Raw genomic sequence first — 26,126 nt, forward strand, 5'->3', positions numbered from 1 at the left:
TTTTATGTCACTGAATCCTGAATTTATCCTCACGACTGAAGCGCAGTTAAGTGAGCATTACGCCTCACCTAATCAGAACGTGTTGAAGAAACAAATAAATCACATTGATGATTACGCCAAGAAACTCATTGCCGCCGCGCCTTTCGCGGTGTTGGGGACGCTGGGTGCCAACGGAATTGACTGTTCACCTAAAGGCGGCGAACCGGGTTTTATTCATGTGCAGGATAGTAAAACGCTGATGTTGCCAGACAGGCCGGGCAATAACCGCCTGGATGGTATTCGCAATCTGTTGCATAACCCATTTGTCGGTATTTTGTTTTTAATCCCCGGTTGGACTGAAGGCTTCCGGGTTAATGGCCGAGCAAAAATCTCCGTTGACCCGCAATTGTGCGAACGTTTTAGCCAAAACGGCCAACCCGCCCGCAGTGTGTTAGTGATTGAAGTCGATGAAGTTTTTATCCATTGTGGCCGAGCTATCACCTTTGCCGACTTGTGGAATCCAGAAAAACACGTTGGTAAAGAAGATGTCCCGACTGCGCTGGAAGTCTTCAAGGCGCATTTGGCTATCAATCATCATCAGTTAAGCTAACCTGCTGTTAAACTGAGTAATAGTTAAGCCAGGCGATAGTATTTTATCACTGGCTACTGCTTAACGACTTTCCCCACTTCTGCAAGACATTTTATCATCCTGACTCAACAGAGCTATTTCTCCCCAATTTTCCCGCGACTGGCACAGACCTTGCATTGTTTCTAATCAAATAGTGTTAGCAATCCGCCGATATCTTGCGAGTATTTGGCTATCAAAGGTGATGGCCCCACTGAGTAGGCAAAAGTCAGTTTCGAGTGAGAAACCACAGCTATTTGTCCGCACATTCATGGGGCACACCACGCACTAGAATGGTGCGAAGCTGTTTTATTGCCTCTATTTGGTGCGATTTGCATCCCAAAAAACAAACATTTATTCATCATTTACATAACAATTAGCTATTTTTTAAAGATAATCTGATACAAGTAACAACGAAAATAGCGTGTTGACCAACAAATATCTGTGGTTGTGCGGGCACAACAAAATAAGACGATTTTTAGTATTTCACGTTTTTAACATGACTACATTTTAAGTATCACAACATCGAGTCAATAAAAAACAACAGCAAAGGAGTTGGACCATGCATATGCATAAATTGGCGTTAGCGCTACTGTTAGCTGGGATGACAAGTGGTATAGCCCAAGCAGAAGAAGCAGCAAAACCAGAGCAAGCCGCAGCAAAGGCCGGTGCTTCGGTTGACACCCTGAAGAAGATCAAAGATAACGGCGTTATCGTGGTCGGGCATCGTGAGTCTTCCGTTCCATTCTCTTACTATGATAACCAACAGAAAGTTGTGGGTTATTCACAAGATTATTCCAATCTGATCGTCGATGCGATCAAGAAAAAACTCAATGCGCCAGACCTACAGGTAAAACTGATCCCAATCACTTCGCAGAACCGTATTCCATTACTGCAAAACGGGACTTTTGATTTCGAGTGTGGCTCCACCACCAACAACCTAGAACGTCAGCAACAAGCCGCATTTTCTAACACCATTTTTGTGGTCGGCACGCGTTTACTGACCAAAAAAGGGTCTGAAGTTAAAGATTTCAAAGATTTAGCAGGGAAACCAGTGGTAGTCACCTCTGGTACCACCTCTGAAGTCCTGCTCAATAAATTGAATGAAAAAGACAAAATGGATATGCGCATTATCAGCGCCAAAGACCATGGCGATTCTTTCCGCACCTTGGAAAGTGGCCGTGCTGTCGCCTTTATGATGGATGACGCCTTGCTGGCTGGCGAACGTGCTAAAGCCAAGAAACCTGATCAATGGGAGATCGTCGGCGCTCCACAATCTCAGGAAGCCTACGGCTGCATGATGCGTAAAAACGATCCAGCCTTTAAAGCTTTGTTGGATGAGACCATCGCAACCGCACAAACCTCTGGTGTGGCTGAGAAGTCCTTTGACCGCTGGTTCAAAAACCCAATTCCACCGAAAAATCTTAACCTGAATTTCTCACTGTCTGATGAGATGAAGGTGCTGTTCAAAGCCCCTAACGACAAAGCATTGAACTAACAATAATAATCAGGGCCGGCGCTGCCAGCCCTACAGATTGATGATGGACCGATTGGTAGACAGGATGCGGGGTGGCCGTTCCCCACTCCGCATTTTTTTGTTCACCCTCGGGAGGCTGCAACGCATTGAATCATCAGTCATCAGGGTGGCTTATCCATCCTTTTAAGGGAGTTTGTTATGTCAATAGACTGGAACTGGGGCATTTTTCTGCAACCTGCCCCTTTCGGTAATACCACCTATCTCGGCTGGATCTGGTCCGGCTTTCAGGTCACTGTCGCATTATCATTGTGCGCTTGGGTTATCGCTTTCTTCGTCGGTTCTTTATTTGGGATTTTAAGAACAGTCCCCAACCGCATTTTATCGAGTATTGGGGCCTGTTACGTCGAGCTATTCCGTAATGTGCCGCTGATTGTGCAATTCTTTACCTGGTATCTGGTTATCCCTGAATTATTGCCGGTCGATATTGGCATGTGGTTCAAAAGCGAGTTGGACCCAAATATACAGTTCTTCCTTTCATCAATGATGTGTCTTGGCTTATTCACCGCCGCCCGTGTTTGTGAGCAGGTTCGTGCAGGGATCCAATCACTGCCTCGTGGCCAGAAAGCGGCAGGCCTGGCGATGGGATTAACCCTGCCACAGACTTATCGCTATGTTTTATTGCCCAATGCTTATCGGGTGATTATTCCCCCGATGACTTCAGAAATGCTCAACTTGGTTAAAAACTCAGCGATTGCTTCAACGATTGGGCTGGTAGATATGGCTGCACAGGCCGGTAAATTGCTGGATTACTCAGCTCACGCCTATGAGTCATTCACCGCCATCACCCTTGGTTATGTACTGATCAACGCCGTGATCATGCTATTGATGCGATTGGTTGAAAAGAAAGTGCAGTTACCCGGCAATCTGGGGAGTAAATAATGTACGAATTTGATTGGAGTTCCATCGCACCCAGCCTGCCATACCTGCTGCAAGGTTTGGCGGTTACCACCAAAATAACTCTCATCGCCATTGTGTTCGGGATAGTATGGGGCACGGTTCTGGCGGTGATGCGTCTGTCGCCGGTTAAAGCTATCAGCTGGTTCGCCACCGTTTATGTCAACGTGTTCCGCTCTATTCCGTTGGTCATGGTACTGTTGTGGTTTTATCTGGTCGTGCCGAGCTTATTACAAAATGTGCTTGGCTTATCACCAAAAACTGATATTCGCTTAATCTCTGCCATGGTAGCCTTTTCATTATTTGAGGCGGCTTATTACTCAGAAATTATCCGTGCCGGTATCCAAAGCATCTCTCGTGGGCAATCCTCTGCGGCACTTGCTCTGGGCATGACCCAAGGTCAGTCAATGAGATTGGTTATCCTGCCGCAGGCTTTCCGCGCCATGGTGCCATTACTGTTAACCCAAGGGATTGTGTTATTTCAAGATACATCACTGGTGTATGTCCTTAGTCTGGCCGATTTCTTCCGAACCGCGACCACAATTGGCGAGCGGGACGGTACTCAGGTCGAAATGGTGCTGTTTGCCGGTTTGGTGTATTTCGTTATTAGTTTTTCCGCGTCGATGCTGGTCAACTATTTGAAGAAAAGGACTGTTTGATGATTTCCCTGAAAAATGTTTCTAAGTGGTACGGCCAATTTCAGGTGCTGGCTGACTGCACTACCGAAGTTAAAAAAGGTGAGGTCGTGGTGGTTTGCGGCCCTTCCGGTTCAGGCAAATCGACCTTAATCAAAACGGTTAATGGACTGGAACCTATCCAGAAAGGCAACATTACAGTCAATGGTATTGGTGTGAATGATAAGGGCACCAATTTGGCGCAATTACGCTCCAAAGTCGGCATGGTATTCCAACATTTTGAACTGTTTCCGCATCTGTCTATTATTGAAAACCTGACACTCGCACAAGTCAAAGTGCTCAAACGTGACAAAGCGGAAGCGCGCGCGAAAGGGCTGAAACTGCTAGAGCGTGTAGGTCTTACCACCCACGCGGATAAATTCCCCTCTCAGTTATCAGGCGGCCAGCAGCAGCGTGTCGCGATTGCCCGCGCGCTGTGTATGGACCCTATCGCCATGCTGTTTGACGAGCCGACTTCGGCCCTCGACCCTGAAATGATTAACGAAGTGTTAGATGTTATGGTCAAACTGGCGCTGGAAGGCATGACCATGATGGTCGTCACCCACGAAATGGGCTTCGCCCGTAAAGTGGCTAATCGGGTTATTTTTATGGATGAAGGAAAAATCGTCGAAGACAGCAACAAAGATGATTTCTTTAACAACCCTAAATCTGACCGTGCTAAAGACTTCCTCGCGAAAATCCTGCATTAATTCCCCTCCTCCCCTGCGTTGTAGGGGAGGAAATTTGCTCTTGTTCTCTTTTTGCCCCTATCGAGATTGCTTATCCGTTTTATTGTGCGCATCCTCCAATGAATGCCGTGACTAAAAAGAGGAAAAGTGATGTCCCGCTCTATAATCATTGATTGCGACCCTGGCCATGACGATGCTATTGCACTGATTTTAGCTCTCGCCTCCCCTGAATTGAATGTAAAAGCCGTTACCACCTGTGCCGGTAACCAAACCCCTGATAAAACATTGCGCAATGCGCTGCGTATTTTGACGTTACTTGGCCGTCAGGATATTCCAGTGGCAGGAGGCGCATTGAAGCCATTGCTACGCGAACTTATTATTGCTGACAATGTTCATGGTGAGAGTGGCTTAGATGGCCCATCATTGCCTGATCCGGATTTCGCGGCACAACCCGAGAATGCCGTAGAACTGATGGCGAAAATCTTACGTGACAGCCCCCACCCAGTGACCATTGTGGCAACAGGCCCGCTGACTAATGTGGCTTTATTGCTGGCCGGCCATGGCGCTCTGATAGCTAAAATAGATCGTATCGTCATTATGGGCGGCGCTGTGATGTTAGGAAACTGGTCGCCAGCAGCTGAATTTAATATTTTTGTGGACCCCGAAGCAGCAGACAGGGTCTTTAAATCGGGTATTCCAATAACAATGGCGGGGTTGGATGTTACACATCAAGCACAAGTTATGGATGAAGACATTGATAGAATTCGTCAGTTGAATAACCCAATAGCGGATGCCGTCGCAGGCTTATTGGATTTCTTTATGCTGTATCACCGCCAGGAACGCTGGGGTTTTCAAGGTGCGCCATTACATGACCCTTGCACTATTGCCTGGTTATTGGCACCGGAATTATTCACCAGCTTAACGCGTTGGGTTGGCATCGAGACTCGTGGTGAATATACACAAGGAATGACAGTCGTTGATTATTACGAACTCACTGGCAATACGCCTAATGCAGAAGTTCTGATGGGTATTGATAGAAAAGGATTTATTGACTTGCTGGTCGAACGCATTGCCCGCTACGGCGAATAAGCTCATGACACTCCGCTTTCGCGGAGTGCCTCTTTAACCTGAAGAAACCTTAGGGCTGGAATGGCCGACGGGTAAACTGGTCATGACCACATTTTGGACAAACCGGCAGCACTTCGGGGGTGTAGAATGCCATGTGATAGTGGCATTTTTCACAGACCAGATTGCCTAAGCCAACCACCTCTCCGCTGTGATAAACCCCATGATGACTGACATCTTTAAACACCTCACGCCACTCTAATTGCGTTTTGTCGGTGATATCAGCCAGCTCTTGCCACAAGCTTTCTTTAATAACGCGCATAAATACACTATCAGTAAATTCATCCTTACTTTCTTCATAGCTACGCGCAAACTCTTCCAAATCACGCCGCACCGCTTGAATGATTTGCTCAACTTCACTGCGGGATAACTCTTCTACGGCATCCAACCGCTGTTTGGCGCTGTCCACCAGCTTATCGATATCACGTTCACCATTTTTCAAGCGTTCAGTTAGTGATGTCACCAACTCACGATAATATTGAGCTACCTTGTTCATACAGTCTCCTCGATCCACGGTTGTGATAAAGCAAAAGTTGTGACAAAGAAAATTAGGGATAAAATGCGTTCTTTCACCTTGTTTGATGACCTCATGCCGGTTATCCGATCGTGCTTACTCTGATATTAAAGTTAACGTTAATTATTTTAGTCGTAAATGACTGAAGTCACGTCATCATCAGGTTGTTCTCACAGCACTTTGATGATTTCTGCCATTCACTGCGCAGAAAAAGCCTCCTGTAGGATGCTGAGTGTTGTTGCCGCTGCCGCTTATCGGCTATGCTATGCGGATCTCTCTTTATGATACGAAACAGATGATGCTACAGGCGTAGCTGTTTTTCACTATAGGACCACCGGCCGCCATGCAAGAGCAATACCGCCCAGAAGATATCGAAACGCAAGTACAGCTTCACTGGCAAGAGAAGCAAACTTTTAAAGTCACTGAAGATACCAGCAAAGAAAAATATTACTGCCTATCCATGCTGCCGTATCCGTCAGGACGCCTACATATGGGGCACGTTCGTAACTACACCATTGGTGATGTTATCTCCCGTTACCAGCGCATGCTGGGCAAAAACGTGTTACAGCCTATCGGCTGGGATGCATTTGGTCTGCCAGCTGAGGGCGCTGCGGTAAAAAACAACACTGCACCGGCCCCCTGGACCTACGACAACATTGAATACATGAAGAACCAGTTAAAGTTACTGGGCTTCGGCTACGACTGGGATCGCGAGATTGCCACCTGTGATCCGGATTACTACCGTTGGGAACAGTGGTTTTTCACCAAGTTGTATGAAAAAGGCATGGTCTACAAAAAGACCTCTGCGGTTAACTGGTGTCCACACGACTTGACGGTCTTGGCTAATGAGCAGGTGATCGACGGCTGTTGCTGGCGTTGTGATACCAAAGTTGAGCGTAAAGAAATCCCACAGTGGTTTATTAAAATCACTGATTACGCTGACCAATTGCTTAATGATCTGGACACGCTGGAAAGCTGGCCAGAGCAAGTTAAGACCATGCAACGTAACTGGATTGGCCGCTCCGAAGGGGTTGATATCGTTTTCGACGTCGTGAATAGCGAAGAGAAACTCTCCGTTTATACCACGCGACCAGATACCTTTATGGGCGTGACCTACGTGGCAGTTGCTGCCGGTCATCCACTGTCATTACAAGCCGCTGTGACGAACCCTGCACTGGCTGATTTTGTTGCTGAATGTCGTAACACCAAGGTTGCCGAAGCTGAAATGGCGACCATGGAGAAAAAAGGCATGGCAACCGGCCTGTATGCTATCCATCCACTGACTGGCGAACAATTGCCTATCTGGACAGCTAACTTTGTCTTGATGGATTACGGCACCGGCGCGGTGATGGCAGTTCCTGGCCACGATGCCCGCGACTGGGAATTTGCGACCAAATATAACTTACCAATCAAACCGGTTATTTTGGCCGCTGATGGCAGTGAGCCTGACTTGAGCCAGGAAGCCATGACCGAGAAAGGCACCCTGTTCAACTCCGGTGAGTTTGATGGTCTGAGTTATGAAGATGGCTTCAATGCTGTTGCTGACAAACTGGTTGCACTCGGCGTGGGTCAACGCAAAATCAACTACCGCCTGCGCGACTGGGGAGTCTCCCGTCAGCGCTATTGGGGCGCGCCTATCCCCATGGTGACACTGGAAGACGGCACCGTCGTACCGACACCTGAAGATCAACTGCCGGTTATCTTGCCGGAAGATGTCGTGATGGATGGTATTACCAGCCCAATAAAGGCCGATCCTGAGTGGGCTAAAACCACTGTTAATGGCATGCCGGGCCTGCGTGAAACTGATACTTTTGATACCTTTATGGAATCATCATGGTATTACGCGCGCTACACCTGCCCACAATTTGATAAAGGTATGCTCGACCCCGCAGCCGCCAACTATTGGCTGCCAGTTGATCAATATGTTGGCGGTATTGAACATGCCATCATGCACCTGATGTACTTCCGCTTCTTCCATAAATTGCTGCGTGACGCCGGTTTAGTTGACTCCGATGAGCCCGCCAAGCGCCTGCTGTGTCAAGGTATGGTTCTGGCAGATGCCTTCTACTACAGCGGTTCCAACGGTGAACGTATCTGGGTTTCACCGGTTGATGCCATTGTTGAGCGTGATGATAAAGGTCGTATTGTTAAAGCGACTGATGCCCAAGGCCATGAACTGGTTTACGCTGGCATGAGCAAAATGTCGAAATCGAAAAATAACGGTATCGACCCGCAAGTCATGGTAGAAAAGTACGGTGCCGACACCGTGCGCCTGTTTATGATGTTTGCTTCACCAGCAGAAATGACGCTGGAATGGCAGGAATCAGGTGTTGAAGGGGCTAATCGCTTCCTAAAACGCGTCTGGCGTCTGGCTTTTGATCACACCGCAAAAGGGGCAACCGCACCACTGGATATTGCCAGCCTGACGGAAGAGCAGAAATCCTTGCGTCGTGATCTGCACAAAACAATTGCCAAAGTCACTGATGACGTGGGTCGCCGTCAAACATTCAACACCGCTATTGCTGCTGTGATGGAATTGATGAACAAGCTGGGCCGCGCACCTCAGGAAACTGAGCAAGACCGTGCTCTGCTGCAAGAATCATTATTAGCTGTGGTTCGTATGCTTTATCCATTCACTCCTCATGTTTGCTTCAGTTTGTGGCAAGCTCTGGGTGGCGAGGGTGATATTGACACGGCACCATGGCCAATTGCTGATGAACAAGCGATGGTCGAAGACTCTAAATTAGTAGTCGTACAGGTTAATGGTAAAGTGCGTGGCCGAATTACTGTGCCTGCCGATGCCACTGAACAGCAAGTGCGTGAACGCGCTGGTCAGGAACACTTGGTGGCTAAATACCTGGATGGCGTTACCGTACGTAAAGTCATCTATGTCCCTGGCAAACTGCTTAACCTGGTTGTAGGTTAAGACAAGGAGGAGTTGTGCGACATCGTATTCTGATGCTGTTGCTGGGGTTGGCGGTGCTGGTCACCGCTGGCTGTGGCTTTAATCTGCGGGGTACCACTCAGGTGCCCCCTGAGCTGCAAAAACTGTTGCTGGAAAGCAGTGATCCTTATGGCCCGTTAACCCGTGCGGTACGCCAACAATTGCGTTTAAATAACGTCACTATTGTTGATGACCCGATGCGGAAAGACTTACCAGCGCTGCGGATTATCAGTTCATCCGAAAATCAGGCTACTGTGTCTATCTTCCGCAACGGTGTAACAGCAGAATATCAGTTGGTATTACAAGTTCAGGCGCAAGTATTGATTCCAGGCCATGATATTTATCCAATTCGGGTAAATATCTTCCGTACTTTCTTCGATAACCCGTTAACGGCACTGGCAAAAGAAGCTGAAGCCGAGGTGCTACGGCAGGAAATGCGTGACCAGGCAGCACAACAGTTAGTGCGTAAACTCTTAGTTGTACATGCTGCGGAAATAAAAAACGCGCAGAAAAATGGCGACGCACTCACTGGCAGTACTGCTAACGGTGCCACTAAGATGGCTGATGTCGAAGAAATCAATATTGGCAAACCCGCTGTCAGTACCCCAGCCCAATGATCCGAGTTTATCCTGAACAACTTGTCGCGCAGCTCCATGAGGGGCTGCGCGCTTGTTATCTGTTGTGTGGTAACGAACCCTTGTTATTACAGGAAAGTCAGGATCATATTCGCCGAGTGGCAGCAACACATGATTTCAGCGAGCATTTCAGTTTCTCACTCGATGCTCACACTGAATGGGAAAATATCTTCAGCCTTTGTCAGGCACTGAGTTTATTTGCCAGCCGGCAGACACTGCTATTGAGCTTTCCAGACAGTGGGTTGACCGCACCGATGAATGAACAATTGGTCAAGTTATCCGGCCTTTTGCACCCAGACATTTTGCTAATATTACGCGCCAATAAGTTGACTAAAGCGCAAGAAAATAGTGCATGGTTTAAAGCTCTCAGCCCAAATGGGGTGTTCGTCAGCTGCCAAACACCAGAACAGGCGCAACTCCCTCGTTGGGTAAACGTGCGCGCCAAGAGCCTAAATTTGGACATCGATGACGCTGCTGTTCAGCTGCTTTGCTACTGCTATGAGGGTAATTTGCTGGCGCTATCACAAGCATTGGAGCGCCTCTCATTGCTCCATCCGGACGGGAAATTAACACTTCCCGAAGTAGAACAAGCCGTCAACGATGCCGCACATTTCACCCCTTACCATTGGCTTGATGCTTTGCTGGCTGGGAAAAGCAAACGCGCCTGGCATATCCTGCAACAATTACAGTTAGAAGACAGTGAGCCGGTTATTTTGCTACGCACACTGCAGCGCGAGTTATTGCAACTGCTAACGCTAAAGCGCCGCATGGAGCAGGTGCCGCTACGAACATTATTTGATCAATTTAAAGTGTGGCAAAATCGCCGCCCGATGATGACTCAAGCGCTACAACGCCTTTCCATGTCACAACTGCAACAAGCCGTCCGTTTACTGACACAGATGGAAATTCGCCTGAAACAGGATTACGGTCAGTCAATCTGGCCGGAGTTAGAAACACTATCTATGCTGATATGTGGAAAAATTTTACCCGAGAGTTTTTTTGATGCCCAATAAATCCCCGACTCGCACCCTGTATGCCCTGTTCGGCGGTACTTTTGATCCCATTCATTATGGCCATTTAAAGCCAGTTGAAGCATTGGCTCAACAAGTGGGTTTGCAACATATTATTTTGTTACCTAACCACGTCCCACCTCATCGCCCACAACCTGAGGCAAATGCACAGCAGCGGCTAAAAATGGTCGAACTGGCCGTAGCCGGCAACCCATTGTTCAGTGTTGATTCACGAGAGTTATTGCGTGACAGCCCGTCATTCACCATTGATACCTTGGAATCACTTCGTAAAGAACGTGGTGCTGAACGCCCCTTAGCGTTTATTATTGGGCAAGATTCATTATTATCGCTGCATAAATGGCATCGCTGGCAATCATTGTTAGATGTGTGTCATTTGTTAGTGTGCGCTCGCCCAGGCTACGCGCAAACACTGGCAACACCTGAGTTACAGCAATGGCTTGATGCTCATCGCGTCTTTGACCCACAGGCACTGAGTCTGCGGCCGCATGGGGCAATCTATCTGGCAGATACACCTTTACTGGACATTTCTGCCACAGACATTCGCCATCGGCGTCATAACGGCGAAAGTTGTGATGATCTGTTGCCACGTGCTGTACAGCGATATATTGAGTTACAAGGTTTATATCGTGGCTGAGGGTTTATATCGCGATGCATTGACCCATGTTATACTCCGCCGCTAAATTTCAGGTATTCGCTGAAAACCCCTGTGAATTAGCATAAACAGCTGGCTTTCAGCGGCATCCTGCCGATAAATACATCATAACCGTTCATTACCGGTAACCGTCCACGGGGTATCCCGCGAAACAGTACCTGAGAACGTTATGGACAGAAATCACCCGAGGGGGAACCTTTGCAAGGTAAAGCGCTCCAAGAATTTGTTATCGACAAGCTCGATGATTTGAAAGGCCAAGACATTCTTACTCTGGATGTTCAGGGTAAATCCAGCATCACTGATTTTATGATTATTTGCACCGGCACCTCCACTCGCCATGTTATGGCGCTGGCAGATAACCTGGTTCAAGAATCCCGCGCGGCAGGCATGATACCTTTTGGTATCGAAGGTCAGGGTGTCTCTGACTGGGTCGTGGTTGATTTAGGCGAAGTGATTGTGCATGTGATGCAAGAAGAAAGCCGCCGTATATATGAATTGGAAAAACTCTGGAGCTAAGCGGTGAAACTGCAACTGGTAGCCGTCGGCACAAAGATGCCAGACTGGGTGCAGACAGGTTTTATCGATTACCTGCGCCGCTTTCCCAAGGATATGCCCTTCGAGCTGGTAGAGATACCGGCAGGTAAGCGGGGCAAAAATGCGGATATCAAACGCATTTTGGAAAAAGAAGGCGAGCTAATGCTGGCAGCGGTTGGCAAAAACAACCGCATTGTCACGCTGGATATCCCAGGCACTCCCTGGGAGACCCCGCAGTTGGCTCAGCAATTAGAACGCTGGAAGCAGGATGGCCGTGATGTCAGTCTGCTCATTGGCGGGCCTGAGGGGTTAGCCCCGGCCTGTAAAGCCGCCGCAGAGCAGAGCTGGTCGCTCTCTCCGTTGACGCTACCTCACCCTTTAGTGCGCGTTTTAGTGGCGGAGAGCCTCTATCGTGCCTGGAGTATTACGACCAACCACCCTTATCATCGGGAATAAGCGGGCGATGAACCTGAGTAAAGTGATAGCTCTGAGTAAAATGCTGGTTTCGGGCAAAATGAAGTAGCTGTGGGATGAAAAAAGAACCTAATCCTTTTCGCGACTATTCGGCTGAATCAGCCTTGTTTGTCCGCCGTGCCCTTGTGGCGTTCCTCGGTATCTTGCTGCTAAGCGGGATATTGGTCGCAAACATGTACAATTTGCAGATAGTCCGTTTTGAAGACTATCGCACCCGTTCCAATGAAAACCGCATTAAACTGGTCCCTATCGCGCCTAGTCGCGGCATGATATTTGACCGTAACGGCACTCCGCTGGCGATGAACCGCACGATTTATCAGTTAGAACTGATGCCGGAAAAAATTGAAGACCTCCCCGCGACCCTCAATGCACTGCGCCCGATAGTGGATCTGACGGATGAGGATATCGCTAATTTTGAAAAAGAGCGCAAGCGCTCACGCCGCTTTACCTCCATTGCAGTTAAAACACCGCTCTCCGAGGTGCAGGTCGCTCGTTTCGCTGTTAATCAGTTCCGCTTCCCCGGCATTGAAGTCAAAGGTTACCAACGCCGCTTCTACCCCTATGGTTCAGCGCTGACTCATGTTATCGGCTACGTTTCCAAGATTAACGACAAAGACGTCGAGCGGCTGGATAAAGACGGAATTCTCGCGAACTATGCCGCCACCCACGACATCGGCAAGCTGGGTATTGAACGCTATTATGAATCCGTATTGCACGGCAAAACCGGTTATGAGGAAGTTGAAGTCAATAACCGTGGCCGGGTGATCCGCCAATTACATGAGCAACCACCGCAAGCCGGTAAAGATATTTACCTGACACTCGATTTGCACCTGCAAACCTATATTGAGCAATTGTTAAGTGGAAGCCGCGCGGCAGTGGTGGTCACTGATCCGCGTACCGGTGGCATATTGGCTTTGGTGTCAAACCCAAGCTATGACCCGAACTTGTTTGTTGATGGCATCTCTAATAAAGATTATCAAGGGCTACTGAACGATCCGAACCGCCCATTGATAAACCGTGCCACTCAAGGCGTTTACCCGCCAGCTTCGACGGTAAAACCCTATATTGCGGTGTCAGCTCTCAGCGCCGGGGTTATCACCAAAAACACCAGCCTGTTTGATCCCGGTTGGTGGCAGTTGCCCGGTTCGGAAAAACGTTTCCGCGACTGGAAGAAATGGGGCCATGGCCGCCTGAATGTCACCAAAGCGTTGGAAGAGTCAGCCGACACCTTCTTCTATCAGGTAGCTTATGACATGGGGATTGACCGTTTATCCTCATGGATGAGCAAATTCGGTTATGGTGAATACACCGGTATCGACTTATCTGAAGAGCGCGCGGGCCTGATGCCAACTCGCGAATGGAAACAAAAACGCCATAAAAAACCTTGGTATCAAGGGGATACCATTCCCGTGGGAATCGGTCAGGGCTATTGGACTGCGACACCTATCCAGATGGCAAAAGCCCTGATGACGCTTATCAATGATGGTGCCGTTAAAACACCTCATTTGCTGCAAAGTACCCGGATTGATGGCGTTTTAGTGCCTTATAAGCAAGAAGACAGTACTCAGATTGGCGATATTCATTCTGGTTACTGGGAAATGGCCAAAGATGGTATGTATGGTGTTGCCAACCGCCCGAATGGAACGGGCCGTAAGTTCTTTGAAGGCACACCGTATAAGGCGGCCGCTAAATCAGGTACCGCGCAGGTTTATAGCTATGAAACCTATAATGCCCACAAAGTGGCCGAGCATTTGCGTGACCACAAGTTGATGGTCGCGTTTGCGCCCTACGACAACCCGACGGTATCTGTCGCTATGATTTTAGAAAATGGCGGTGCCGGCCCTGCGGTGGGGACGATTACCCGCCAAATTCTCGACCATATCTTATTGGGCGATAACAACACTGAATTACCGGATGCGGCTCCTCTGCCTCCGGGAGTTGAAGCAGACTAGCTAAAGCAGATTAGTTGAAGCGGATTAAGGTAACTCATGACTGATAATCAACAAAAAGGCTCTTTGTGGTACAAAATGCACATTGACCTGCCGTTTCTGCTTTGCGTACTGGCGCTGCTGGCTTATAGCGCCTTCGTGATGTGGAGCGCCAGCGGGCAAGACATGGGCATGATGGAACGCAAGGTCGGCCAAATTGCGATGGGCCTGGTTGTGATGCTGGTCATGGCGCAAATTCCGCCCCGCGTCTATGAAAGCTGGGCACCTTATCTCTATTTCGTCTGTGTTATTTTACTGGTCTTGGTTGATGCATTTGGTCAAATCAGTAAAGGGGCCCAGCGCTGGCTAGATTTGGGTTTTATTCGCTTCCAACCCTCTGAAATTGCAAAAATTGCGGTTCCCTTAATGGTCGCGCGCTTTATGAACCGCGACGTCTGCCCTCCGTCATTGAAAAATACCGGTATCGCGCTGATTTTAATCTTTATGCCAACCTTATTGGTGGCCGCACAACCGGATCTGGGCACCTCTATCTTGATAGCGGCCTCTGGATTATTCGTTTTGTTCCTTTCCGGCATGAGCTGGCGCTTAATTGCTATCGCGGCTATTTTGGTTGCTGCATTTATTCCTATACTCTGGTTCTTCCTGATGCATGGCTATCAGCGGGATCGTGTCATGATGCTGCTGGATCCCGAAAGCGACCCGCTAGGGGCCGGTTATCATATTATTCAGTCTAAAATTGCTATTGGTTCCGGCGGGTTATCAGGCAAAGGCTGGCTTCACGGAACTCAGTCACAATTAGAATTCCTACCCGAGCGCCACACAGACTTCATCTTTGCCGTGCTGGCAGAAGAGTTAGGTTTAATTGGCGTACTGGTGTTATTAGCCCTCTATCTTTGTCTGATTATGCGCGGTTTAGTGATTGCTGCCCATGCACAAACCACCTTCGGCCGAGTCATGGTCGGCGGGCTAATGCTAATACTCTTTGTATATGTGTTTGTTAACATAGGTATGGTCAGTGGAATTTTACCTGTGGTTGGCGTACCTTTGCCTTTGGTCAGCTACGGAGGCTCGGCGCTGATAGTGCTGATGGCCGGGTTTGGTATCGTGATGTCGATACATACTCATCGAAAAATGTTATCTAAGAATTTATAGAGGTGAGCAATGCGTAAGGAATGGCTTTGGATCGGCATCGCAGGCGTGCTGTTATCAGCATGTACCAGTCAACCCCCGGCACCCCAGCAACAAGTGCAGCAGACATATAATGGCCCGGTCGAAGAGATAGGCGGCGCAGAGCCACGATATGAGCCCTTTAATCCTAATTTTAATCAGGATTATAAAGTGAATGGCCAGTCCTACAGCATCGTCAAAGACCCGCAGAATTTCAGTCAGGTTGGTCTGGCCGCGTGGTATGGCGAAGAGGCTAACGGTAACTCCACGGCGACGGGTGAAATTTTTGACCCCAATGCATTGACGGCGGCTCACCCAACCTTGCCTATCCCAAGCTATGTGCGAGTCACTAACATTAGCAATGGTCGCCAAATTGTAGTGCGCGTAAATGACCGCGGCCCTTACACGCCAGGTCGAGTGATTGATTTATCTAAAGCTGCGGCTGACCGCCTAAATATTTCGAATAATACCAAGGTGAAGATTGATTTTATCAATGTGGCACCGGATGGCTCATTATCTGGCCCGGGTATGGTGGGGACCACCATCGCCAAGCAGAGTTATGCATTACCAAGCCGCCCGGATCTTGCCTCCAGCGGTATGGGCACCCCCATTCAGCAGGATGCTCCCGCAGTAAGCGCGCCTGTACGCCCTATCGATAATAGCCATTTATCCGGCGCAGATGCCACACAGCCGGTTGCACCGCAAAGCAGTGGGTTCCTGCGCGCGTCGACCCCAGTTCCGGCGGGTGTGCTGGAAAGCTCAGAACCCGCAGCCAGTTCAGAACCTGTCAGCCCACCGGTAGTTGCGAATCCCGGCCCTGTGACCTCGACTACGGTAACGACATCAGCCGCCGCAGCCCCATCATCTGGCGGCTATGTGGTTCAAGTGGGGGCATTGAGTGATGCAGGGCGAGCTCAAACCTGGCAACAAAGTCTGAGTCAACAATTTGGAGTCCCGGGAAAAGTGGCAACCAATGGAAGTGTCCACCGTGTTCAGCTTGGGCCATTCAGTAGTCGCCAACAAGCGGTTGAACTGCAACAGCGTCTGTCAAGTGAAGCTCAGCAGCAGTCATTTGTGGTCGCGGCCCCTTAAAACATTCATACCTTGTAGCAATTTAAGGCTCGTCTAATAAAAATAACCGTAACTCTCTGTGCAAACAGAATGTTACGGTTTAAAGCATGACTATGACCGCGCGGATAAATCTGCCGGTAAAATATATAAGCGCCGCAGAGTACGGGGTTCACGGGGTGTCTGTTAGAACTTCATCTGGTATGATGTGGCACGTTTTTAACTTAATCCCACGGATGTTGTTGTCCTGATCATGAAATATGTAACTACTTCTCGCATTATCAAGAGCCTGGCGCTCGGCACTGTTATTGTTATGAGCGCAGCATCTGCTGCAAACGCTGATGACGTCAATTTAAAAACCATGATCCCCGGCGTGCCACAAATCGACGCGGAAGCTTACGTTCTGATTGATTACAACTCCGGCAAAGTATTAGCAGAAATGAATGCGGATGCACGCCGCAACCCAGCTAGCCTGACAAAAATGATGACCAGTTATGTTATTGGTCAGGCCATCAAAGCAGGTAAAATCGGGCCAGAAGATATGGTGACCGTGGGTAAAGATGCTTGGGCTACCGGCAATCCAGAATTCAGGGGTTCTTCATTGATGTTCCTGAAACCAGGTGACCAAGTGCCCGTGTCTAAACTGACTCGCGGTATCAACCTACAATCGGGTAATGATGCTTGTGTTGCTATGGCCGATTACGTTGCGGGCAGCCAAGACTCATTCGTTAATCTGATGAATAACTACGTTAACGCGCTGGGCCTGAAAAATACCCATTTCAAAACGGTTCACGGCTTAGATGCTGAGGGTCAGTTCAGTTCTGCCCGCGATATGGCCCTGATAGGTCAAGCTTTGATTCGCGATGTGCCGGATGAATACGCCATTTATAAAGAAAAAGAATTTACCTTCAACAACATCCGCCAGATGAATCGAAATGGTTTGCTGTGGGATACCAGTCTGAACGTTGATGGTATTAAAACCGGCCATACCGACGCGGCTGGTTATAATTTGGTGGCATCGGCCACTGATGGGCAAATGCGTTTGATTTCAGCAGTTTTGGGCGGGCACACGTATAAAGGCCGAGAAACTGAGAGCAAAAAACTGCTGACTTGGGGCTTCCGTTTCTTTGAAACCGTAGCACCGCTGAAAGTCGGCAAAGAGTTTGCTTCCGAGCCGGTCTGGTTCGGTGACAGTGATCGTGTGCAGTTGGGTGTGGATAAAGACGTATATCTGACAATCCCGCGTGGCCGAATGAAAGACCTGAAAGCCAGTTACGTGCTGAATACACCTGAAATTCATGCGCCGCTGGCGAAGAATCAAGTGGTCGGGATGATTAACTTCCAGTTAGATGGTAAAACCATCGATCAGCGCCCATTGGTCGTGATGAATGAAGTTAAAGAAGGCGGGATTTTCAGCCGAATGGTCGACTACATCAAGCTGATGTTCCACCGCTGGTTCGGCTAATCGCCGGGCTTGAAAAGCCAAAGTTTATCCCCATATTATAAAAATATGAAACTCCCGCTCCGGCGGGAGTTATAATTTTATAGCCGGGTAATTTTTATCCTAACCGTGGCCGACAATAAACTGTCCGCCAACACCCCAGGAGCGCACATGAAAACTAAACTGAACGAACTGCTTGAGTTCCCTTGTTCCTTTACCTACAAGGTAATGGGCATTGCAGAACCTCAGCTGGTTAACCAGGTGGTTGAAGTGGTACAGCGCCATGCTCCGGGCGATTATACCCCACAGGTAAAACCGAGCAGCAAAGGCAATTATCACTCTGTTTCCATCACTATCACCGCGACCCATATTGATCAGGTGGAAACGCTGTATGAAGAATTAGGCAACCTTGAATTGGTCAGAATGGTGTTGTAACGCCATTTAAATACAGCTTGTCATATATGGCCCGTACTGCTTACTCAGCCGTCGGGCCTTACTTTTTACTGCCAAATTATCTTTTTTCATCTGTCAAAATAGTAGCTCCACACTGCTGGGCTGGTATACTGACGCCACCATTTCTGTAACCAGATGATGCCTCGCTTGCAACAACACAAGATCATTTTACGTCAGCTAGGGTTACAACCCTATGCCCCCGTATCTCAAGCCATGCATAATTTCACTGAGTTTCGTACTGATACCAGCGCGGATGAAATCTGGCTGGTTGAACATCAGAAAGTCTTTACTCAGGGTCAGGCTGGAAAAGCCGAACATGTTCTTATGCCAGGTGACATTCCCGTTATCCAAAGTGACCGTGGCGGTCAGGTCACCTACCATGGCCCTGGCCAGCAAGTCATGTATGTCATGATTGATCTCAAACGTGCCAAGTTGGGTGTACGACAGTTAGTTACCGCCATTGAGAACACAGTGATTGAGACGCTCGACCATTTTAGCATCCAATCCCAGGCCCGCCCGGATGCTCCCGGCGTGTATGTCGGCCAACAGAAGATTTGCTCATTAGGCTTGCGCATTCGTCGAGGCTGTTCATTTCACGGCCTAGCATTAAATGTTGCCATGGATTTGGAACCCTTCCAGCGAATTAATCCATGTGGTTATGCTGGAATGCAAATGACCCAAGTCAGTGCGCTAAAAACGGGCGTCACTCTTGCCGATGTCCAGCCAATATTAGTACGCGAGTTCATCCGTGAATTGGGCTATCCACAGGCAGAACAGCAACCGTGGTTATTATCAGATTATGTATCATCAGACATATTGTAAGTATGCCATTAACGCCGCTAACACCGCGGTCACTTCAAGCCAAAAAGATATGAGCCCACAAAAGTGGGGGCTGAATGGACAGACTAAAGATGATATAATTTTTAAACAATTTTCAAAAATTTTTTAATGAACGCCACATCCCATTGAATTTAATAAAAAATCTCAAATTGAGAGATTCAGAACTGGAACCTGCACGATTATGAGCAAACCGATTCAGATGGAACGCGGCGTCAAATACCGCGACGCAGATAAAATGGCGTTAATCCCGATTAAAACCGTGGTTACCGAACGCCAAGAGCTGCTACGTAAACCCGAGTGGATGAAAATCAAGCTCCCCGCTGACTCCAGCCGCATTCAGGGTATTAAGGCTGCAATGCGTAAAAACGGTCTGCATTCGGTTTGCGAAGAGGCGTCCTGCCCTAACCTGTCGGAGTGCTTTAATCACGGAACCGCGACCTTTATGATCCTCGGCGCGATTTGTACCCGCCGTTGCCCATTTTGTGACGTTGCCCATGGCCGCCCAGTGACACCGGATGCTAATGAGCCAGAAAAACTGGCCCAGACGATTAAAGATATGGGTCTGCGTTACGTGGTTATCACCTCGGTTGACCGGGATGATTTACGTGACGGGGGTGCTCAGCATTTTGCAGATTGCATCTCAGCGATTCGGGCCAAGAACCCAACAATTAAAATTGAAACATTAGTGCCTGATTTCCGTGGCCGTATGGATCGCGCATTAGATATTTTAACGGTCACGCCACCGGATGTGTTTAACCACAATCTGGAAAACGTTCCTCGGGTATATCGCCAAGTTCGCCCGGGTGCTAACTATGAATGGTCGCTTAAATTATTGGAGCGCTTTAAAGAAGCCCATCCCGATATTCCGACCAAGTCTGGTTTAATGGTGGGATTGGGTGAGACCAATGCCGAAATTGTGGAGGTTATGCACGACTTACGTCGCCACGGTGTCACAATGCTTACTCTAGGGCAGTATTTGCAACCTAGCCGTCACCATTTACCTGTACAGCGTTATGTCAGCCCTGCGGAGTTTGATGAGATGAAAGCGGAGGCTATGGCAATGGGCTTTACACATGCGGCTTGCGGCCCATTTGTGCGTTCTTCTTACCATGCCGATCTGCAAGCAAAAGGGTTGGAAGTAAAGTAAATCCATCAGGCCTGAATATGTGTTCAGGCTGATTTGATTGAAATATTTTATTACATCTAAAATGGTTACAACCAAAAACAGATTTCCATTGGAGACCTGTTTTTTTGGTTTATTAGCCTGTTGTCACCCCAGCCGAAGTAGAAATACCAATAGCAATTCGGCTAATGAATAATCATTCTCTTACAGTAACTGAAGCATGTCTAAGCCAGACAAATATAATCAGTCTTTATGTTCGATTGGGGGCTTAACATCTGTTGCCGTTTTAGATTCAGCTGTTGTAGTGGCTGCGGGAGCATCATCATTGCCCATAGCCTTTTTAAAGCCTTTCAGGGCAGCACCTAAATCTGCACCCAGCGTGCGCAGTTTACTGGTACCAAACAACAACACAATCAATATGCCTACTACCAGCAATTTGGTAATACTGATACCTTCCATACACACCTTCTTGATTAGCACTGTTTATTAAATCATGAGCTATTTACGAATAAATTGCTGATTAAAACAAGAGTAATATGTAACAGATTTCGTTAGTGAACTATGATTTACTCAAGAGTCTATTCTCACTTATTTTGACTCATCCAGGATGAGACATTGCCGTTAACATCCCCCCAAAGCAAAACAACGAGGGAGTCGCCAATTGCCTTATTCAAGTAGAATAAATACCCGCCGGTCTGGGTTAAGTTTTGCTAAAAAGACTTATTTACCCCGCGTACTTGGCCTGGGTGTTGGTATGTTTTGTGTAGGTTCAGTGCTCTACACACAGAATGCCCCACTGTGGCTATGGTCGATGCTCGCTTTGAATGGATTAGTATGGCCACATATTGCTTACCTGCTGGCATTACGCTCTGAACAACCCTTCGAGCAAGAAATCATAAATATGAAAATAGACTCAGCACTGGGGGGTATCTGGGTCGCAATCATGTCATTCAATGCTTTGCCATCTGTCGTTATTCTCTCAATGATGAGTATGAACAATATAGCTTCGGGCGGGAAAAACATTTTTTGCAAAGGTCTGGCCTTGCAGATCGCCTGTAGCTTACTCACCGCATGGATATTTAATTTACCCTTTAAACCTGAAACCTCGCCGTTGCAGGTATATGCCTGCCTACCCATGATAATTATCTACCCTTCCCTACTTGGACTAGTGACCTATCGAACCGCAAAACGTCTGGCCGAAAATAAAGAAGAGTTATTGCGTATAAGTGTTAGAGATGGCTTAACAGGGCTATATAACCGCAGACATTGGGAACATCAACTGCATAACCAGTTTGATAGCTGTCGACGCTATCAACATGGCGCTACGCTAATTTTACTTGATATTGATAACTTCAAATCTATTAATGATACCTTTGGCCACGCAGTCGGTGACGAAGCTATTACCGTTCTTGCCGAAGAATTACTGCTGGGGCTACGAGCTATCGATATTGTGGGTCGTTATGGCGGAGATGAGTTCGGTGCTATTTTGCCTAATACTACTGCCGAACAAACGCGAGAAGTATTAACCCGAATCCAAGAAAGGCTGGCCGACTTAATTTTTACCCAAGCACCGTCCTTGCAACTTAGAGTCAGTGCCGGCATCGCCGATTACCGGCACGATATGATTAACTATCAGCAATGGCTAAAAGCTGCTGATTCAGCGCTATATTTGGCCAAAGACAATGGGCGTAACCGCATTGAACTGGCAAGCTAAATATCAAACTATAGCCAATATATTTCAAGACATGTCCAATATATTTCAAGTTACAGGGTATACAAATTAATATTCAGTCAGTGTAATATTAATCCCCAAGCTCTGGAGATGACATTCCTCCAAAACCGCCTTTCAAGGCTGATGATGTCTACGTAACCTTTTCAGTAAGGTCCGTAGCATTACGCCTAAGCCTTTCTGAAAAGATCCCTGAATAACGACAAGGTACCAGCATGGTGGTATTCCTAAAGAAAGGTTTTTATGTTTAACACATTACTTGCAGTATTTATTGGTGGTGGCGTGGGCAGTGTCGCCCGTTGGTTAGTCAGCATGAAGCTAAACAGTTTCTCTCCCAATATTCCGGTGGGAACACTTATCGTCAATTTGGTCGGGGCTTTTATTATTGGCCTGACATTAGCGCTATTTACCCGAATTACACATATTGATCCCGTCTGGAAGTTACTGATTACCACAGGTTTTTGTGGCGGACTGACCACATTCTCAACTTTCTCGGTTGAAGTCGTCTATTTACTTCAGGATGGGAAATTGGCGTGGGCGGCGGGCACAATTGCACTTAATCTGGCCGGCTCATTGGCAATGACTCTGCTGGCTTTCATGCTGGTTAATTACTTTGCTGGCAAATAATGGCGTGCTAGATAGCGCCACTATTTGCACCGTCTTAATGTTTTCTTAATCTACGAATTGGATAATTATTTAGCAGAGAACAGTTAGCCGATGAGGTGACTGATGTGCTGGATAGATCCTATGTTTAGTTTACCCAAGACAGGAACCGAGTGGCTGGCAGTCATTTTTTGCATAATTATCACTGTCGCCTTTTTAAAATTATACCTCTTCTAGCCAACTCTTCGTTTATAACCCGTCTGGCGGTGCTATAAATAAAAAACCCGCCTGATAATAATGAGGCGGGTTTTAAGAGATATGGGCTACTTAGATAGCGATAACATTAGCAGCAGATGGCCCTTTGGCACCGTTCGTGATTTCAAATTCTACACGCTGGCCTTCAGCAAGAGTTTTGAAACCGTTGCTAGCGATGGCTGAGAAATGAACGAAAACGTCCTTGCTGCCATCTTCTGGGGTAATGAAACCAAAGCCTTTAGCTTCATTGAACCACTTAACGCTACCTTTAATCTTAGACATCAAACTTACCTTTACGTGAATGTTGGACACAAAATGTGTGTCCAATACAGTACAGCAATAGAACCCTTTTTTGTCCACGGCAGAGATCACAAAAAATAGAGAAAAAGTGAAAAACCCACCTTTTATGCTTAATTTACAGCACAGAAATCCATATTTTTTTCTTTTTCAACCCACCCTAACTAGCCCTAAAAAAGGGCCAGACTGTATCTGAAAGCGATTCCCCTGTATTATACTTACCCATTGGATACGCTAATATGAGATGCATGATGAACGGTAGAATAACAACTTTTTTTGAAGATAAAGGTTTTGGTTTTATCACCGATGAGAACGGAGATAACCGTTATTTTCACGTTATTAAAGTTGCTAATCCCGAGATGATCAAGAAAGGTGCTGAAGTGACCTTCGAGCCAACAACCAATACGAAAGGGTTGTCAGCATTTGCGGTAAAAGTGGCAATTGAAAGCAAATACATATTTATTGCTAATGAGAGAATCAAACTCACCAGTATCAAATCATTCAATACCTTTACTAAAGAAGTTCCTGCACAGGCCGAAGTCGATAAAGCCAATACAATTCTTTCAGTCAATTTACTGATGAATAAAATTCGGCCGCAGGAAGAAGATATTTCAGAGAAAATGGTGCCATTGAAAATGTTATCAATAACAACATTCCAGAATGTGACTTATACGTTCTCAGAGCATGAAGTTGATATCGACAGCACAATTGCCAAGTTGAAGAGTATTTAGTCCCGATATTCTGTTACTAAAAAACGGGGCATCCCCCCATAAACAGCCCCAAATAACTTTGGGGCTGTCCGGGTTATCCCCGGGGTTCTGAAGCTGGCATCCCTGCCCGCTAGCACTAGAAAATCCCTTTGGTATTCTCTGATGTTGACGGAAAAAGCAATCCAAAATTCAGTCCGTTTTTTATATTAACTATTTGAACATAAACATTTTAATTAACTCAACGTCAGTACGGGCACCCAGTTTTTTCATGGCAGACCGTTTTTGCCCACTGACAGTTTTCTCACTCTTTTTCAAAATTCTGGCGATATCACCACCTGAAAAACCTTCATTAAACAATTTCAGCACGATATTTTCATTGGGTGTCAAATACTGACGTTCTGATGAGGGTAAACTCAATACTTTAGTGGATTTGCGGTCAGCTAAATTTTCTTTCAGCCCGCGAATCTTACGTTTGAAAACAGTCGCAATTTTGTTGGTAACAGTATCAACAGAGTCTTCTCTAAAAATCATCGTCACATTACTGAACCTTGGGATACCCTGCAAAAAGCTATTCAATCTGGCATCACAAATCAAAAAAACATCAGCCTCTGAAGGCGCTTTATCCAGACGTTTTAGCGCATCAAAAAAACTGAATTCATCTACCCCAATAAAAATGATATCTGCTGAATAAAATGCTTTGCGATAGAATTTAATCTCTTTTTTAAATCCTAACGATGTGAATATCTTCTTTACGATAGTTACCATACCCAAAGTTTGATATTTATCGTTATCAACTATCATGCAACTTATCATATTGGCCACACTCGCTGGTGCTTCAGCACCTCGTGAATTGTTAACTCACAACTGTTTGTGATTAAATAAAAAACATTAAAAATCATAATGATGGCTCAGAACACACCTTACTTTAAAGTAGACCATAGGGAAGTCAGGAGATATATAGGAAGTCAACACCGGAGAGTGTAGGAAACGTCTTTTTCTCAAAAGAATATTTCTTAATTGTTTATTTAGAGTTGAATCAGCCAGACGTGACAGCATTCGGATTGTATGTAAAAATAGTGAAAAATTAGTAGCCTAAATAGGAAGGGTTTAATGCTATATCCACGCCATCTGAAGCAGGCTATTCCATTTAATCTTATTTTAAGCCCAACGACTTTATGAGAAATGTCGGTTTACACGCGCTGAAAACATTAAGCTGTTTTTCTGCTGTTACGTTTTATTCTGCCAGTAAAACCTGTACAGAGCAGTGTTTTTTAGGTGGAGAAGTCATGGGTGTTCTGTACTTTTTATCAATCATCGCAACCCCACTATTCTTTATGATTATTGGCTATATCGATTCGAATGATGAGATAGATCAAGCAGATATACTCAGAAAATTAAAATCCATTATAACCATAATAATTTTCTGGAACGTGCTTTTCTACTTTATCAATGAGGATGGTTTCAAACGAGGTTATTTCCTACAAAGTTGGCTTTTATTCAGCATTGCTATTATCTACCTGATTAACCCCATAATCTCTAAAGTGTTAAAAAGTAACAGAACCGCAATCATAACCCTCTCATGTTTGGTGATATTTTCTGTTTCTATCGACTTAATTAGCGCATTCAGCGAAAGGCCATATTTAATTGATTTTCCACAATACTTTAGGTTATGGACGTGGATTTTCTATTATATGACCGGCAGGTTCCTTTGCTCCAAGGTTTGTCAGAAAATAACCAAAATGCCGAGAATACGTCTAGTGGCAAAGGTATTGCTTATCCCAACGGCCATTTCGATGTATTACTATGAAAGTTTTATGTCGATACATGTGTATAAAACAGTGAATGCAGGCTACTTCCTCGATAACCTACACGTTTTAATTCTGAGTTTATCCTTGTTTGTTATATTTGATAACTTTGACACTAAACACGAATGGATTAAGAAAACATTAGCCTATATCAGCCCATCAATGATTGGGGTGTATATTTTGCACGATGGAATTTTCTATTTTATTGCCAGCGCATATAACTTATCGGACGTTACATTGAGGTTCACATTGCTGTTATCAGTATTTGCCGCCTCGGTGTTATTATCGCGAATTCTATTACTCAATAAATACACATCGCGTTTTATCTCATTTTGATTGATATGACCCGCTTCCACTCCCACAGGTGGCGGGTTATCGG

At 46.6% G+C, this 26,126-nt stretch carries 27 protein-coding genes and 1 riboswitch; of the genes, 23 read left to right on the forward strand and 4 right to left on the reverse strand.

All coding sequences use genetic code 11. From position 1 onward, the window contains the following. Positions 1-4 precede the first annotated feature (4 nt). From F0T03_RS15370 to rihA, 6 genes are all read left to right on the forward strand, one after another. Positions 5-589, forward strand: a complete 585-nt coding sequence (locus F0T03_RS15370; RefSeq protein WP_145554480.1) for an MSMEG_1061 family FMN-dependent PPOX-type flavoprotein — start codon at positions 5-7, stop codon at positions 587-589. Between the two features lie 577 nt (positions 590-1,166). After that, a complete protein-coding gene (locus F0T03_RS15375) occupies positions 1,167-2,102 on the forward strand; it encodes an amino acid ABC transporter substrate-binding protein (RefSeq protein WP_159679317.1) in 936 nt (311 codons plus the stop codon). A gap of 177 nt (positions 2,103-2,279) precedes the next feature. Beyond that, a complete protein-coding gene (locus tag F0T03_RS15380; RefSeq protein ID WP_145554482.1) occupies positions 2,280-3,020 on the forward strand; it encodes an amino acid ABC transporter permease in 741 nt (246 codons plus the stop codon). Next, on the forward strand, positions 3,020-3,694 hold the full coding sequence (gltK, locus tag F0T03_RS15385; RefSeq protein WP_159679319.1) for a glutamate/aspartate ABC transporter permease GltK: 675 nt from the start codon (positions 3,020-3,022) through the stop codon (positions 3,692-3,694). Before F0T03_RS15380 ends, gltK begins: the two co-directional genes overlap by 1 nt. Next, the gene (locus F0T03_RS15390; RefSeq protein WP_145554484.1) at positions 3,694-4,419 is read left to right on the forward strand and encodes an amino acid ABC transporter ATP-binding protein; all 726 of its coding nucleotides are present in this window, start codon (positions 3,694-3,696) and stop codon (positions 4,417-4,419) included. Before gltK ends, F0T03_RS15390 begins: the two co-directional genes overlap by 1 nt. A 129-nt stretch (positions 4,420-4,548) precedes the next feature. After that, a complete protein-coding gene (gene rihA, locus F0T03_RS15395) occupies positions 4,549-5,487 on the forward strand; it encodes a pyrimidine-specific ribonucleoside hydrolase RihA (protein ID WP_159679322.1) in 939 nt (312 codons plus the stop codon). 49 nt (positions 5,488-5,536) lie between these two features. On the opposite strand, the gene F0T03_RS15400 is transcribed toward rihA, so the two are convergent. Next, positions 5,537-6,019, reverse strand: coding sequence for a zinc ribbon-containing protein (locus F0T03_RS15400; protein ID WP_145554486.1), 483 nt, complete (start codon positions 6,017-6,019; stop codon positions 5,537-5,539). Between the two features lie 361 nt (positions 6,020-6,380). Here F0T03_RS15400 and leuS point away from each other — a divergent pair, with 361 nt between their 5' ends. From leuS to lipA, 13 genes are all read left to right on the forward strand, one after another. Then, on the forward strand, positions 6,381-8,963 hold the full coding sequence (leuS, locus tag F0T03_RS15405; protein ID WP_159679325.1) for a leucine--tRNA ligase: 2,583 nt from the start codon (positions 6,381-6,383) through the stop codon (positions 8,961-8,963). A 14-nt stretch (positions 8,964-8,977) separates the two neighbouring features. After that, positions 8,978-9,598 carry an LPS assembly lipoprotein LptE gene (gene lptE / locus F0T03_RS15410; RefSeq protein WP_145554488.1) on the forward strand — a complete coding sequence of 207 codons (621 nt, stop codon included), beginning with the start codon at positions 8,978-8,980 and terminating at the stop codon, positions 9,596-9,598. Beyond that, complete coding sequence (holA, locus tag F0T03_RS15415) at positions 9,595-10,629, forward strand: DNA polymerase III subunit delta (RefSeq protein WP_159679327.1); 1,035 nt, start codon at positions 9,595-9,597, stop codon at positions 10,627-10,629. Before lptE ends, holA begins: the two co-directional genes overlap by 4 nt. Next, positions 10,619-11,281, forward strand: a complete 663-nt coding sequence (gene nadD, locus F0T03_RS15420) for a nicotinate-nucleotide adenylyltransferase (RefSeq protein WP_145554490.1) — start codon at positions 10,619-10,621, stop codon at positions 11,279-11,281. The genes holA and nadD overlap by 11 nt, the downstream gene beginning before the upstream one ends. Before the next feature lie 216 nt (positions 11,282-11,497). Beyond that, entirely contained in the window at positions 11,498-11,815 is a 318-nt protein-coding gene (gene rsfS, locus F0T03_RS15425) for a ribosome silencing factor (protein WP_145554491.1), read from the forward strand. Between the two features lie 3 nt (positions 11,816-11,818). After that, on the forward strand, positions 11,819-12,289 hold the full coding sequence (rlmH, locus tag F0T03_RS15430) for a 23S rRNA (pseudouridine(1915)-N(3))-methyltransferase RlmH (protein WP_004390602.1): 471 nt from the start codon (positions 11,819-11,821) through the stop codon (positions 12,287-12,289). Between the two features lie 74 nt (positions 12,290-12,363). After that, the gene (gene mrdA / locus F0T03_RS15435) at positions 12,364-14,259 is read left to right on the forward strand and encodes a peptidoglycan DD-transpeptidase MrdA (protein ID WP_145554492.1); all 1,896 of its coding nucleotides are present in this window, start codon (positions 12,364-12,366) and stop codon (positions 14,257-14,259) included. A gap of 36 nt (positions 14,260-14,295) precedes the next feature. Continuing rightward, a complete protein-coding gene (gene mrdB / locus F0T03_RS15440) occupies positions 14,296-15,408 on the forward strand; it encodes a peptidoglycan glycosyltransferase MrdB (RefSeq protein ID WP_011816839.1) in 1,113 nt (370 codons plus the stop codon). A 9-nt stretch (positions 15,409-15,417) separates the two neighbouring features. After that, entirely contained in the window at positions 15,418-16,515 is a 1,098-nt protein-coding gene (rlpA, locus tag F0T03_RS15445; RefSeq protein WP_159679329.1) for an endolytic peptidoglycan transglycosylase RlpA, read from the forward strand. 229 nt (positions 16,516-16,744) lie between these two features. Continuing rightward, positions 16,745-17,956 (forward strand): D-alanyl-D-alanine carboxypeptidase DacA, encoded by a 1,212-nt coding sequence (gene dacA, locus F0T03_RS15450; RefSeq protein WP_145554494.1) that lies wholly within the window; start codon positions 16,745-16,747, stop codon positions 17,954-17,956. A 147-nt stretch (positions 17,957-18,103) separates the two neighbouring features. Beyond that, complete coding sequence (gene ybeD / locus F0T03_RS15455) at positions 18,104-18,367, forward strand: DUF493 family protein YbeD (protein ID WP_032818005.1); 264 nt, start codon at positions 18,104-18,106, stop codon at positions 18,365-18,367. Positions 18,368-18,520: 153 nt separating this feature from the next. Continuing rightward, entirely contained in the window at positions 18,521-19,207 is a 687-nt protein-coding gene (gene lipB / locus F0T03_RS15460) for a lipoyl(octanoyl) transferase LipB (RefSeq protein WP_159679331.1), read from the forward strand. 199 nt (positions 19,208-19,406) lie between these two features. Further along, positions 19,407-20,372, forward strand: a complete 966-nt coding sequence (gene lipA, locus F0T03_RS15465; protein WP_005182711.1) for a lipoyl synthase — start codon at positions 19,407-19,409, stop codon at positions 20,370-20,372. 219 nt (positions 20,373-20,591) lie between these two features. Here lipA and tatA read toward each other — a convergent pair whose 3' ends face one another. Further along, a complete protein-coding gene (gene tatA / locus F0T03_RS15470) occupies positions 20,592-20,807 on the reverse strand; it encodes a Sec-independent protein translocase subunit TatA (RefSeq protein WP_145554496.1) in 216 nt (71 codons plus the stop codon). A 202-nt stretch (positions 20,808-21,009) separates the two neighbouring features. On the opposite strand from tatA, the gene F0T03_RS15475 reads away from it, so the two are divergent. Both F0T03_RS15475 and crcB read left to right on the forward strand, forming a co-directional pair. After that, positions 21,010-22,062, forward strand: a complete 1,053-nt coding sequence (locus F0T03_RS15475) for a diguanylate cyclase (protein ID WP_159679333.1) — start codon at positions 21,010-21,012, stop codon at positions 22,060-22,062. 95 nt (positions 22,063-22,157) lie between these two features. Next, positions 22,158-22,220: riboswitch (Fluoride riboswitch) on the forward strand. 100 nt (positions 22,221-22,320) lie between these two features. After that, complete coding sequence (gene crcB / locus F0T03_RS15480) at positions 22,321-22,704, forward strand: fluoride efflux transporter CrcB (protein WP_159679335.1); 384 nt, start codon at positions 22,321-22,323, stop codon at positions 22,702-22,704. A 303-nt stretch (positions 22,705-23,007) separates the two neighbouring features. Here the strand turns inward: crcB and cspE are convergent, their stop codons facing one another. After that, on the reverse strand, positions 23,008-23,217 hold the full coding sequence (cspE, locus tag F0T03_RS15485) for a transcription antiterminator/RNA stability regulator CspE (protein ID WP_025377546.1): 210 nt from the start codon (positions 23,215-23,217) through the stop codon (positions 23,008-23,010). A gap of 266 nt (positions 23,218-23,483) precedes the next feature. On the opposite strand from cspE, the gene F0T03_RS15490 reads away from it, so the two are divergent. Then, entirely contained in the window at positions 23,484-23,963 is a 480-nt protein-coding gene (locus F0T03_RS15490; RefSeq protein ID WP_145554538.1) for a cold-shock protein, read from the forward strand. Between the two features lie 189 nt (positions 23,964-24,152). On the opposite strand, the gene F0T03_RS15495 is transcribed toward F0T03_RS15490, so the two are convergent. Continuing rightward, a complete protein-coding gene (locus tag F0T03_RS15495) occupies positions 24,153-24,743 on the reverse strand; it encodes a helix-turn-helix transcriptional regulator (RefSeq protein ID WP_162526965.1) in 591 nt (196 codons plus the stop codon). A 374-nt stretch (positions 24,744-25,117) separates the two neighbouring features. On the opposite strand from F0T03_RS15495, the gene F0T03_RS15500 reads away from it, so the two are divergent. Then, positions 25,118-26,083, forward strand: coding sequence for an acyltransferase (locus F0T03_RS15500; RefSeq protein WP_145554500.1), 966 nt, complete (start codon positions 25,118-25,120; stop codon positions 26,081-26,083). The last annotated feature ends 43 nt before the right edge of the window (positions 26,084-26,126 follow it).

The organism is Yersinia canariae, assembly GCF_009831415.1.
Classification (GTDB): Bacteria; Pseudomonadota; Gammaproteobacteria; order Enterobacterales; family Enterobacteriaceae; genus Yersinia; species Yersinia canariae.

Coding starts and splice junctions, on each gene's coding strand:
- rlpA (WP_159679329.1), top strand. CDS start 15,418: ATGCGTAAGGAATGGCTTTGGATCGGCATCGCAGGCGTGCTGTTATCA.
- F0T03_RS15390 (WP_145554484.1), top strand. CDS start 3,694: ATGATTTCCCTGAAAAATGTTTCTAAGTGGTACGGCCAATTTCAGGTG.
- F0T03_RS15400 (WP_145554486.1), bottom strand. CDS start 6,019: ATGAACAAGGTAGCTCAATATTATCGTGAGTTGGTGACATCACTAACT.
- mrdB (WP_011816839.1), top strand. CDS start 14,296: ATGACTGATAATCAACAAAAAGGCTCTTTGTGGTACAAAATGCACATT.
- dacA (WP_145554494.1), top strand. CDS start 16,745: ATGAAATATGTAACTACTTCTCGCATTATCAAGAGCCTGGCGCTCGGC.
- crcB (WP_159679335.1), top strand. CDS start 22,321: ATGTTTAACACATTACTTGCAGTATTTATTGGTGGTGGCGTGGGCAGT.
- rihA (WP_159679322.1), top strand. CDS start 4,549: ATGTCCCGCTCTATAATCATTGATTGCGACCCTGGCCATGACGATGCT.
- F0T03_RS15380 (WP_145554482.1), top strand. CDS start 2,280: ATGTCAATAGACTGGAACTGGGGCATTTTTCTGCAACCTGCCCCTTTC.
- leuS (WP_159679325.1), top strand. CDS start 6,381: ATGCAAGAGCAATACCGCCCAGAAGATATCGAAACGCAAGTACAGCTT.
- mrdA (WP_145554492.1), top strand. CDS start 12,364: ATGAAAAAAGAACCTAATCCTTTTCGCGACTATTCGGCTGAATCAGCC.
- nadD (WP_145554490.1), top strand. CDS start 10,619: ATGCCCAATAAATCCCCGACTCGCACCCTGTATGCCCTGTTCGGCGGT.
- F0T03_RS15495 (WP_162526965.1), bottom strand. CDS start 24,743: ATGATAGTTGATAACGATAAATATCAAACTTTGGGTATGGTAACTATC.
- ybeD (WP_032818005.1), top strand. CDS start 18,104: ATGAAAACTAAACTGAACGAACTGCTTGAGTTCCCTTGTTCCTTTACC.
- F0T03_RS15490 (WP_145554538.1), top strand. CDS start 23,484: ATGAACGGTAGAATAACAACTTTTTTTGAAGATAAAGGTTTTGGTTTT.
- F0T03_RS15370 (WP_145554480.1), top strand. CDS start 5: ATGTCACTGAATCCTGAATTTATCCTCACGACTGAAGCGCAGTTAAGT.
- lipB (WP_159679331.1), top strand. CDS start 18,521: ATGATGCCTCGCTTGCAACAACACAAGATCATTTTACGTCAGCTAGGG.
- F0T03_RS15375 (WP_159679317.1), top strand. CDS start 1,167: ATGCATATGCATAAATTGGCGTTAGCGCTACTGTTAGCTGGGATGACA.
- lipA (WP_005182711.1), top strand. CDS start 19,407: ATGAGCAAACCGATTCAGATGGAACGCGGCGTCAAATACCGCGACGCA.
- F0T03_RS15500 (WP_145554500.1), top strand. CDS start 25,118: ATGAGAAATGTCGGTTTACACGCGCTGAAAACATTAAGCTGTTTTTCT.
- holA (WP_159679327.1), top strand. CDS start 9,595: ATGATCCGAGTTTATCCTGAACAACTTGTCGCGCAGCTCCATGAGGGG.
- tatA (WP_145554496.1), bottom strand. CDS start 20,807: ATGGAAGGTATCAGTATTACCAAATTGCTGGTAGTAGGCATATTGATT.
- cspE (WP_025377546.1), bottom strand. CDS start 23,217: ATGTCTAAGATTAAAGGTAGCGTTAAGTGGTTCAATGAAGCTAAAGGC.
- gltK (WP_159679319.1), top strand. CDS start 3,020: ATGTACGAATTTGATTGGAGTTCCATCGCACCCAGCCTGCCATACCTG.